This window comes from Paenibacillus sp. PAMC21692, from assembly GCF_014303795.1.
Lineage (GTDB): Bacteria > Bacillota > Bacilli > Paenibacillales > Paenibacillaceae > Pristimantibacillus > Pristimantibacillus agaridevorans.
The window spans coordinates 3,077,872-3,089,623 of record NZ_CP060293.1; the positions used below are offsets into that span (position 1 = coordinate 3,077,872).

Annotated in this window: 8 protein-coding genes; 7 read left to right on the forward strand and 1 reads right to left on the reverse strand. The window is 43.9% G+C overall.

What is annotated here, in order from left to right:
- Positions 1-79 precede the first annotated feature (79 nt).
- The 4 genes from H7F31_RS12090 to H7F31_RS12105 all read left to right on the forward strand — a co-directional run bounded on the left by H7F31_RS12090 (position 80) and on the right by H7F31_RS12105 (position 6,194).
- The gene (locus tag H7F31_RS12090) at positions 80-2,428 is read left to right on the forward strand and encodes a helix-turn-helix domain-containing protein (protein WP_187104374.1); all 2,349 of its coding nucleotides are present in this window, start codon (positions 80-82) and stop codon (positions 2,426-2,428) included.
- Positions 2,429-2,618: 190 nt separating this feature from the next.
- A complete protein-coding gene (locus H7F31_RS12095; RefSeq protein ID WP_261800500.1) occupies positions 2,619-4,259 on the forward strand; it encodes an extracellular solute-binding protein in 1,641 nt (546 codons plus the stop codon).
- A gap of 90 nt (positions 4,260-4,349) precedes the next feature.
- On the forward strand, positions 4,350-5,303 hold the full coding sequence (locus tag H7F31_RS12100; RefSeq protein ID WP_187104375.1) for an ABC transporter permease: 954 nt from the start codon (positions 4,350-4,352) through the stop codon (positions 5,301-5,303).
- Between the two features lie 12 nt (positions 5,304-5,315).
- A complete protein-coding gene (locus tag H7F31_RS12105) occupies positions 5,316-6,194 on the forward strand; it encodes a carbohydrate ABC transporter permease (protein ID WP_187104376.1) in 879 nt (292 codons plus the stop codon).
- 443 nt (positions 6,195-6,637) lie between these two features.
- Here the strand turns inward: H7F31_RS12105 and H7F31_RS12110 are convergent, their stop codons facing one another.
- Entirely contained in the window at positions 6,638-8,317 is a 1,680-nt protein-coding gene (locus tag H7F31_RS12110) for a DUF4091 domain-containing protein (RefSeq protein ID WP_261800393.1), read from the reverse strand.
- Positions 8,318-8,478: 161 nt separating this feature from the next.
- On the opposite strand from H7F31_RS12110, the gene H7F31_RS12115 reads away from it, so the two are divergent.
- From H7F31_RS12115 to H7F31_RS12125, 3 genes are all read left to right on the forward strand, one after another.
- Entirely contained in the window at positions 8,479-9,345 is an 867-nt protein-coding gene (locus tag H7F31_RS12115) for an AraC family transcriptional regulator (RefSeq protein WP_187104377.1), read from the forward strand.
- Between the two features lie 68 nt (positions 9,346-9,413).
- Positions 9,414-9,896, forward strand: coding sequence for a hypothetical protein (locus H7F31_RS12120; RefSeq protein WP_187104378.1), 483 nt, complete (start codon positions 9,414-9,416; stop codon positions 9,894-9,896).
- A gap of 650 nt (positions 9,897-10,546) precedes the next feature.
- On the forward strand, positions 10,547-11,734 hold the full coding sequence (locus H7F31_RS12125; protein ID WP_187104379.1) for a hypothetical protein: 1,188 nt from the start codon (positions 10,547-10,549) through the stop codon (positions 11,732-11,734).
- Positions 11,735-11,752: the final 18 nt, after the last annotated feature.

Sequence of the window (11,752 nt, forward strand, 5' to 3'; positions counted from 1 at the left end):
TGTCATAAAGCAATAGCTTAGGGCAGCACGCATGTGCTGCCAAAAACTGTCTCTTTGAGCACAGGAGGAATGAGGAAGGATGGGAAGCATGCGGCATTGGTGGCACAATAAGACAGCTATCAGAAGATGGAGAACAAGCATTTTTTGGGCGCTATTTTTATCTTTCCTTACAGTATTGATTTCTCCTGTTGTATTTGGCTCATTTCTTTATACGCGTATGAGCAGCAGTATGGTGGAAAATGTAAATCGTTCCAATACGGCGATGTTGGAGCAAGTTAAACAAGTCGTTGATTTGAAAATTCGGGAACTCAATCAGGATATTGTTCAACTCTCCTATAATCCTAAGCTTGACTGGCTGTTGCGCAATGGAGACAACGCGAAATCAGCAAAAGACTTGTATAAATTTATTGAATATATCAATGAGTTAAACCACTACCGCCTTGTTAATGGCACGTTAGGAAATTTTTTTATCTACTTGGCCAATACAAATATGGTGTTGACGCCAAAAGTGAAAACGGTTGCAGAGGACTACTTCAAGCTGAGTCAAGTTTATCAGGGAATGGAATTTGCTGAGATAAAAGAAACGATGTTAACAGGATACCATAATCGGACATTTCTTCCTTCCGTCACGATCTCTAACCAAACCGGTGCCGAAAATCGCTATATTCCACTCATTCAATCGCTGCCGATGGGTGAAGTTGAGGACATAAAAGGGTCTCTCGTCCTGCTGATTGACGAGCAGCACTTTAATGATTTAATGAAACAGATCGAGTCGGCAAGCGATTCGATCATTTATATAGTGGATGATAATAATCAACTGATTATGACAACGAATGAGTCAACCAAACCTATCGATCAGGTACTATCACGTATTTCCTCAGGATTCCAAACCTTTGAAGATGAGAATGACGGGGTAATGCTTCTGACTTACACTTCATCGAGTGAAAATGGATGGAAATATATAGCGGTTACTCCGAAAGATAAACTGATGTCAAAAGTGAATGAAATGAAAGTAATCGCTTTTGCGATCCTGCTCGTTTATTTGGTTGTTGGAGTGGCTGCATGTTTTTCCTTGACACAAAGATATTATCGTCCACTCAGGGAGGTGGTAGCATCCATTACGTCAGGCAAACACAAGGAGCAAAATACAATTGTAAATGAACTTGATTTTATTAAGAATACAATTAAAAACTCATTTGAAGAAGAAAAGAAAATGCGAACCGCCTTGCACTTGCAGGCACCCGTTATTAAAGCCAACTATCTCATTCGCTTAATTAAGGGCCAGATGGATATAGAAGAGGAAGCAAGGAGGAAACTCGAAAGCTTGGGTATTTGTTTCACTTCGGAAGCTTTCCGTATTATTCTGATAGACATTTGGGATTCCAACGATCATTTAGATGGAAGTCGAGTGGGTGACTCTACTTTAATTCCGTTTATCATCACTAATATTGGCTCGGAAATCTTGGGGGACAGAGGGTACATTGTAGAATTAGACAGTAACCAATTGGCAGTGCTCATTAATTCTGACACACATCAGGAGCGGCAGAGTTCCGATACAGAGACCTTCATAGCGGAGTTGAGAGGGATCGTCGAGAGACGATATAATATCAAAATCACAACGGCGATAAGCAATTTTCACCTGGGAATGGACATGATAGGTCATTGTTATAGAGAAGCACGAATTGCTATGGATTATAAGATGATCCGGGGAGAGGGCACGAATATTGCATTTGAGGAGATCAAGGATCTGGAGCGAGGTCATTACCATTATCCGCATGAGTTGGAAACCCAACTGTTGAATTTGGCCAAAAGTGGTGACTTTAACGCTGTGAAAAAACTGCTGGAAGATCTATTTGTGCTCAACTTTCTCACAAGGAGCGTTTCTCCGGAGATGGGGAAATGTTTTATATTTGATTTGCTTGGCACGATCCTTAAGTTACAAAACACATTGAATTTAAGCGGCAAGGTTCTATTTACGGAGGGAGAAGCTCCTATTAAATTGATTATGAGTTGTAATTCTACTACGGAAATGCTTGAACGGATGAAAGAGTTGTTTCACCTGGTTTGCAGTTATTTTAATGAAGAGAAAGTAGATCACAGTGACAGGCTATACAACAGAATTAAACAGTTTATTGATGCAAATTATGAAGAAAGTTCATTAAGTGTCATCGTTATCGCCGATCATGTACGTATTACACCACAATATTTATCCAATTTTTTCAGAAAACATAGTGGACAGACCATATCGGACTATATCTCTCGTTTGAGAATCGAACGGTCAAAGGAAATGCTCGCCGATCGATCGCTTACCATCTCCATGATCGCACAGAAGCTTGGATTTTCTTACGATATTGGATTAATTCGAACGTTTAAAAAAATCGAAGGGATAACACCTGGAAAATATAGAGAATTAATAGATGGAAATTGAAGCTGAAGCGCCGAGTTTATTCAGATAGAATGAGCTCGGCTTTGTTGTTACAAAATTGTTATTCCATATCTTATCTAATGATAGTTTATATTATGTATTGTCCATAGAAAGATAGTCGTCATTTCCTTATTATTAGGGACAGTCGAGAGACTGCTAACAATAAAAAAAGGGAGGTTTAAGGAAGGTGGAAATGATTAGAAAAATGGCTGGAAAACGGATTGTCACCAGTTGTCTGATTTTCGCTCTATGCAGTAGTGTAGTGGCGGGCTGTAGCGGCACGAATGGAAATGGCAATGCAAGCACTGGGGAGAACAAGGGGAATTCGCCTGAAGCCAGTCAAGCGACAGCGAACGGCGAGAGCGGATACCCGGAGTCCCTCACCTATTGGGCAGGCTTGAATACGAACGTTGCGGCAACGATGACAACGTATAATGACATTGCGGCATACAAGGAATTGGAAAAAGTGACGGGAACTAAGGTCAAGTTTCAGCATGTATCTGCGGATCAAGTAGCGGATCAGTTAAATCTGCTATTAGCTTCCGGCAAGCTTCCAGATGTCATCGAGGCCGACTGGGTTAGTGTCCCCAAAGGGCCGGATAATGCAATCAAGGAAAAGCGAATCATTCGTCTAAATGAATTAATTGAAGAACATGCACCGAATCTGTCTAAAGTGTTACAAGATAATCCTGATTTCAGAAAAATGGTTACGTCGGATGATGGGAATATATATGTATTCCCTTACATCAACGGCGACAAATACTTGTTGACTTACATCGGTCCAGGGATTCGACAAGATTGGTTAGATAAACTTCATTTGCAGATGCCGACTACAATCAACGAATGGGAAGAAGTGCTTACTGCATTTCGTGATCAGGATCCTAACGGCAATAATAAGAAAGACGAGATTCCCTTTTTTCTGGATAATTGGTTTATTTCTTTTTCTGGTGCATTTGTAGGCGCATGGGGAATTACAACTGGATTTTATCAAGAAAATGGAAAGGTCAAATATGGACCGATTCAACCCCAGTTTAAAGAACATCTGGAAACGATGAGCAGATGGTACAAAGAGGGCTTGATTGATAGGGAGTATGCGGCGGCTGACTATAACGTGACGAACTCAAGGGTAATCAACGACCAGGTCGGATCGTTAATGATCGGCGGCAACCAGGCTGGTAAATTTGATACGAATCCACCTAATGGGAGCTTTAGTTTGGCAGGGGCGCCATACCCTTCGTTAAACGCAGGAGAAAAGGCTGAAATTGGTCAAAGGGATGCATTCTTCTCAGGAATCGGAGCGGCGATTACGACCAGTGCCAAAAACCCGGAACAAATTGTAAAGTGGTTGGATTACAAGTATAGCGAAGCAGGACATATGCTGTTCAACTTTGGGATTGAAGGAGAAAGCTACACGTTAGTAGACAACTATCCGACTTATACAGATGTCATCATGAAGAGCCCTGATGGTTTACCGATCGGACAGGCTATGGCGAAGTATGTTCTGGCCAGTTTCTCCGGTCCGTTTGTTAAAGATCGCCGTTATTATGAACAATATGCAGGTTCACCGGAGCAGAAGGCAGCCATTAGTACGTGGACGCAGCCTTCAAACGAGAAGTTAATGCCGCCGGTTACATTAACTGCAGATGACGGTTCGAAATTCGCTTCCATTATGAACGATGTAAGCACCTATTATACAGAAATGATTGATAAATTTATTATGGGTGCTGAACCGATCGATCAGTTTGATGACTTTGTCGAGACGATTACCAGGATGGGGATTGAAGAGGCTGTCGAGCTGCAACAGGCTGCATTGGATCGGTATAACAAACGTTAATGTAATCTCTTTGTTATTATTCGTGTTCAGGCCTATCCCTGAACACGACTATTTTTTTAGCGGCATCATTGAGATCCAGGGGGTGTGAGAATGGCAGTAATAAATAAACGAAATACGAACATGACTAACGGCAATCTGATGCAACGGATTTTTAGAGATTTCAGTATCAATAAATATATTTATCTGATGTTACTACCCGTCGTTTCTTATTACCTCCTATTTTATTATGTACCGATGTATGGTGTGCAAATTGCCTTTAAAGATTTTTCGCCACTTCAGGGAATAACCAATAGCGACTGGGTCGGATTTAAGTATTTTATTGAATTTTTTGATAGCTATTATTTTTGGCGGGTCACTCGTAATACGGTTTTGCTGAGTCTATACAATCTGCTTCTGGCATTTCCAGCGGGTATTATTTTAGCTTTATTACTTAACTTGATTCAGAATCAGGTTTTCAAACGAACCGTTCAATCCATTACTTATGTACCTCACTTTATTTCGCTCGTAGTCGTTGTAGGCATGATGGTTGATTTTCTATCAAGGGATGGTCTGATCAATCAAATTATGTCTTTCGTATTTGGAATTGAACCGATTTCTTTTTTCCTTGAGCCGGGATGGTTCCGGACGTTGTTTATTAGCTCGGGTATTTGGCAAAATGTTGGATGGAACTCCATTATATTTATAGCGGCGATTGCCAGTATCGATCCAACATTATATGAGGCAGGGAAAATGGATGGAGCTGGAAGATGGCGGCAGTTGCTCCATATTACATTACCCGGAATAATGCCTATCATTACAATCTTGTTCATTTTGGAAGTTGGCATGCTGATGGCTGTTAGCGATGAGAAAATCTTATTAATGTACAAACCTTCTACTTATGAGACGGCAGATGTAATCGGCACTTATGTATACCGTAAAGGTGTTTTGGGAGCGGATTTCGGTTACAGCGCAGCCGTCGGTCTGTTTAACTCAGTTATCAATTTTGTTCTGCTCGTCATAGCCAATCAAACAAGCAAGAAGTATACGGGAAATCGATTATGGTGAGGTGAGGCTTACATGCTGATGAAAAGATCTGCTGGCGAACGTATATTTGATATCGGCAACATGATGTTCATGATCGTTTTGTCCATCGTATCCTTATATCCATTATTATATGTATTGTTTGCTTCTTTTAGTGATCCCGACCTGATGATGCGGCACAGGGGACTTCTGTTATTCCCCCAGGGATTTTCATTATCTTCTTATATACATGTATTTGATAATCCAATGATTCGTATTGGATACATGAATACAATGTTTTATGTGATCCTGGGTACTTTATTGAACATAGTGATGACTGCCTTGGGAGCGTATGCCCTATCGAGAAAAGGCGTGATGTGGAGAAATCCGATTATGTTCTTGATTGTATTTACAATGTTTTTTCAGGGAGGACTCATCCCTTCCTATCTTCTAATCGGGAATATTGGCTTGATGGATACGCGTTGGGCATTGATATTACCCGCGGCGATGAGTGCTTACAATCTAATTATTATGCGAACATCTTTTCAGGCGATCCCTGTCAGTCTTGAGGAAGCAGCGCGAATAGATGGCGCGAATGATTTCGTTATCTTGTATAAGGTAATCCTTCCCTTATCTCTTCCTGTTATTGCGGTCATGTTATTGTTTTATGGAGTAGGACACTGGAACTCCTGGTTTAGCGCTCTGGTTTATTTACGAACGAGGGAGTTGTTTCCACTCCAGCTGTTGCTTCGCGAAATACTGATCACCAATGATACCAGGGCGATGATGACCAAGATCGCCGGTGATAAGGCTTCCATCGGGATGACGATTAAATACGCGACCATTATCGTGTCCACGTTGCCGATTCTTTTTATCTATCCGTTTTTGCAAAAATATTTTAATAAGGGTGTATTAATCGGTGCGCTTAAGGAATAGCTTTTTGTTTTAGTTGGGCGGCGTTTTGCATGAAAAGTCCGAAGCATATCGGGTAGAGCGTACGTTCCTAAAGTACGGCGCGGCGAGAACCGAGAAACTGCATAGCACCAACGTTCTCCGAAAAAGGGCGGCGCGCTTTTCTAGGAAAGTACGCACCAAACTCCTTAAATTTCAGCCGAAATTTTGAGGACGCGCTTTTCTCAAGATGTAGCGCGGTCGAGTTGTACGCGGCTGTTGTGTCGAAGATAACTCGATACGAAATGCAAGTCAAGCAAGAGCCCGGTGCGGGAAATCCGCACGTCGGGTTCTATTCGGGTTCGGGCCACCAGTTGGGGGGCCCTTCTACCCGGAGACGGGGGCTAGGCGCCCCCTCCTACTCGATTCTGGCAATGTAAAACAAGAACATTTTCATGCGGTTAGTCTACAATTTCCCAAAGTACTTATTATGCTAAGACCACGGCATCTGCTATTGCGGCATTAATACGCTGACGAGTCTGAAGCAGCCAGTCCAAACTTTTCGGGTATTGATCGAAAGCAAGCTTTTCCTGCAAATCCTGCTCTAACAACGTCATTGTTTGCTCTCTGCCCACAAGCTTCTCCAGCAATTGAAGCGCGCGCATATCCTGCAAACCTTCATAGAACACTTCCCAACGCAAGGAGTCCAGCGGACCGTCAGCGCCCGGGTACACAACAAAGGCATCACCGGAAGGGAAACCGCAATCGGCATCCGTCACGCGGAACGGATCAATCGCTTTAAGGGAATGCTGGCTGTACCAGAAGTTAAAGCCCCAATGCAGGAAACCTGTTACATTAAATTTGTACATTTGTGCACCGATAATCCGGTTACGATAAGATGGCATGCCGAAGAAACGATTGGCTACGTCGACATATTGTCCGCAGCAATAGTACGTCCATAGCGGCTCCACTTGATTCTCAATAAACGGCTCGATATGATTAGTCGCCGGAATAGGGACATCTACCAATCCATGTTGGTAAAAATCATAGTCGGACAAAGCATCAAGGAAAGCAAAATTACCCAAGTGCTTCTTCAGAATTTCGCTGGCTTGGCGGTAAGGCTCCAAATGTTCTTTATGCGGCTCATCCGAAACATGAAAGTACACTTGCTTCTCGATACCGCGCTTTTCAATAAACGCAACAAGTTCCTGTAAAAATTGATCTAGGAACGCGCAATAGGCTTCTCCGCCAGCATCCGTATCCCATCCGAAAATGCGCTGTTCCTCTCCGTCGACTTCCGCGATAATTTTAGGAGCATGCTTCGCCCCCCACTGGGTGAACAAATGTGAGAACTCGTAATAGAGAATGCCGACTCTCTCACACATCGCAATCCAGCGCTCAAGCTTCTCAAAATTGAACTCATACGTATGTTCTGCGACTTGCTTCACGCCAATCAATTGAATTGTCGGACGTTCTCCTCCAATTGCCGTATCAAGCGGCGGTGTAAATAGCGGGGTAAGTAACAAGTTCACACCATGTCTGGCAGCATTGCTCGCATATTTCTCGATAAGCTCCCAATGCTCCTCGCCGAGCATCACTACCTTATATTGTGTTGCTATGCAATCCGTATGGAACCATTCTGTATGAATCAGTTGCTGTGGCGGCAGCTCAGCCGGAAGAACTTCCAGTGTAAACTGTTCTTCTCCCAAGTGAGTACCCTCGCTGCTTGCGAAAGCAAGTGTGATAGCAAAAGATTTCTTGTCTTGCGCTGCATCCACCGCTGCGATAGACGGCAACGCAACCGTTACCCAAATCGAACGCCATTGATGCGGAATTGCATGCACACCTTGCTCGACAGGATACAAAATATCCGGATACAGACCGGGAGTTGTGCGTGTATAATCATCATCCGTTTGCGCGAAAGTCGGCATATCCGACGGTGCCAAGCCTACCGACCGCAAAGTGATGTAAGGCTTCAATTCCGATTTGACAGATACTTCAAGAAACCTTGACAAGGTGCCACTGCGATAAGCTACTTGAAAGGAGTATACTTCATTCCACAAAGCTGTTCCGCTATTGATCTGTGTATCAAGTAGATCCGAGTCTGCAAACACTTTACTCAGAGAACTTAGACAGCGTGTCTCGAATACTGGTGAAATACTGGTCACAATATGACCTCCTCTAGCTATGATGGTTTCATCATATCAACAGACCTTATTGTTCGCAATCTAAGAATATTGAATAAACTATAACAATAATGACCTTAATTTCAGAAAAAATTTGCGGTATACTCAAATAGAGAAAGATTGCAGAAAGGCAGGGTTTAATCATGGAACAAGGCGCGTTTGCATTCAGATATACAGAAGCTCTCCCTTACTTGCTGCTCGATTCTATTGGTTGGCAATCTACAGATTCACCCTATTACGGCAATAATGGGCATACCCGCACCGACAATGGTCATGTTATTTTTCAATATACCTTGAGTGGGGAAGGCAGGCTTGAATTGGATGGCCAGACATACAGACTCACGCCTGGAAAAGCTTTTATCGTAAAAATTCCGAGTGATCACCGCTATTACTATCCGGTGGAGACAGAGGAACCGTGGGAGTTTATATGGCTGAATGCCAAAGGTGAAGATGCGTTTCGCATGTGGGACCGCATTATCGAACATGGAGGTGAAGTTATTGCCTTGCGCGATCGCAGCTTGTCATTGTCCAGTTTCTGGGACATGTATAAAGCTGTATCCGAAGAAAAACTTTCTGATTGTGCAGAGCTGTCCGTTATGTTATACCGCTTCATGCTCTCCTTATTTACTCCCGATGAAGGCTTGAATACACAGGCAGAGAATTCTTCAATAGTAGAAAAAGCCAAACTTTATATCAAAGAAAACCTTACCACTCCGGTCACTTTGGAGGATATTGCGGCATATTGCGGGGTATCAGGCGCCTATTTATGCCGCTTGTTCCAACGGAACAAACTTTCTTCGCCGCTGGAATATTTGCGTCGGCGCCGAATTGAAGCTGCTGTCACCATGCTACGTACAACAGAAATGAGCGCACAGGATATTGGCAAACAATGTGGCTTCGAAAGTCCCAGCTACTTCAGTAAAATCTTCAAAGCTTATCTCGGCTTCTCCCCCCGCGAATATCGCGTGCAGAGAGTGAATTATCCATTTGATACGATTTATTTGGACTAATTATTTTGTCCTGGCATCGTACTACAAGTTTAATGTGCTCATGTTGTTGTGCCGCCACAGGAACTGCGGTGACGGCTACAAGCTCGGTGCCAGGCAAGTTGTACCTGGTGCCGGCAAAAGCGTATGCTTCTGAAAGCGAGCTTGAGCAAGCCGTCTTGTCGGCAGTAGATGGCACGGTATACGGATTGAAGGCAGATGCGTCAGCGGGGATAGAGGTATCGTTCGACACTTCGCATATGGAACCCGGCAAGTACCAATTATACGCAGTAAACCTGAGAGGCATTGTTTCGCCGGGATCAGCTTCAATAACAGTATTAAGCTCTGAGCCTGCAGTTATTGACGATACAAGCCCGTTCGTTACTTACAGCAAACGTTGGTCTACACTAACTAACGCCTCATTGCATGGAGGGAGTGAACGTTATGCGCTGGATGATGGGGGGTCCGTTGAGATTATGTTTTATGGGACGCGGGCTACTGTGTACGGAACTACCGCATTTAACGGAGGGATCGCGGACGTTTATGTCGATGGAGAATTGAAGGGACCGCTATGAAACTCAAAAATCCGCAACCGTCAAGGCTGCGGATTTTTGGTGCGTTTGGCCATTCCGGAGGAGTAGAGCCTGGAATAACGACGGCCATTGAGCTGTCAAACAAGTATGAGAATATGTACCTTGATTTAACGGGCGTATTTCTATGCTTGGGTGGGCCGCTCGACTATTTTGTCAGCCAAGCGAATCCGGATACGCTAATTATGCGACTCCCAGACTTGCGAGCCACTGGTTAAAAACTCTAACAGACACAAGCGACGCTATTTGTCCGATTTTTGACTTCAAACAAATCTAACGGACAAGGAAGATACTATTGAGTCGTAATGGAGCCAATATGCGCGATGATGATGCCAATAAGGTCGTGTATGTCCTTTAGATTTTAGAAAGCCCACAAAATTGAAGAATAGTGTTATCTGTGTCCGTTAGGCGGGGGAGCTTGTTATTTGATTCTCGAGGTTCTCAATCCGCTAACTCACAGCTATATAATTCAATTAGTGAATTATATAGAAGAATCAACTGTACATTGGATATTGAAAGCTTTATTGAGTGCGTAAATATTTTAGTTATGGGGTTTACAAATGGGTTTATCGGTTATATAATTCACATAATGAATTATATAAGGCTGTCGAATCGAATCGGGAGGGATACGAGCGATGAAAGATGGAGGAGTGAAGGCTGCGTTTGGAAAAGTAAAGATAACGCCAGAGGAGCCGGCACCGCTGCAAGGTTATGATCCTAGTTTATACATTGCGAATCCTGACAAAGACATACTGGATGAACTGTATGCGCGGGTTTTGATTTTAGACGATGGGATATCACGGCAAGTGATTGTTAGTGTCGACTGTTGTCTCACGAACGAAAAGGACTACCTGTCGCCTAATCCTAATGGGCAAATGGAGCCTTATCGTCAATTGCTCCAAACGTTCCCGGAAGGGACGAAGCGGTTTTGGGCGGATGCCGCTCAAACAGAGGAATTTACCGTATCCGTGCATGCCACGCATACCCATAGCGCCCCCGAGCATTTTAGCGAGAAGTATACTTCCCGAATCGCTGCAATGATTGCAGAAACGGCCGAAAGGCTGCAGGACGTACAAATTCGTGCGGCTGCCGGACAATGCAGCGTATCGGTAAATCGTAGACCTCATCTGCAGCATAACGATACATTGCCCATCGATCCTTCGCTCCATCTCATTATGATTGAGTCGGTAGACGGCGAGGCTTTGGGAGCAATCGTCAACTGTGCGGTTCATCCAACTTTGCTGGCCAATCCGTTTAATCGGGTTTCCAGCGAATTTGTCGGGCTGGCGATGAGTGAGTACGAATCGACGTTTAAAGAAGGTTTTGTGTCGTTGTTCATTCAAGGCTTTTCTGGAAATGTGGGTCCGAGAGACCATTACCGGACAGAAACAGAAGATACGTATCCTTGGGTGCTCGAGATGGCTCAAGTGCTGCATCGGGATATTGCCCACGCAGCGAAAGACCTGCAGCCGATTGGCATACTTCCGATGAAAGCGGCAGAGAAGCAAGTTACGCTTCCAACGCGTCAAGGATATTTTATGCCAACGATCGACGTGACGCTGCAAGGCTTCCGAATCGGGGATTTGCTGCTGCTTGCCGTATCCTGCGAGGTTTTTAGCGGGTATGAGAGGTTGATTAAACCGTATTCCCCGGCGTCGTTTACGTTGATGTCCGGACTTGCGAATGGATGCCATGGGTATCTTCCGACTGTAGAGGCGTTCCGTGATGGGCTGGGTGGATACGAAATGAACGTGACCCCTTTTGACGAAACCGTTTCTGATCTATTTGTTCGGGCTGCGGCGGAGCTAGTCGAGAGTTTATAAAAAATAACGGTATGAAAG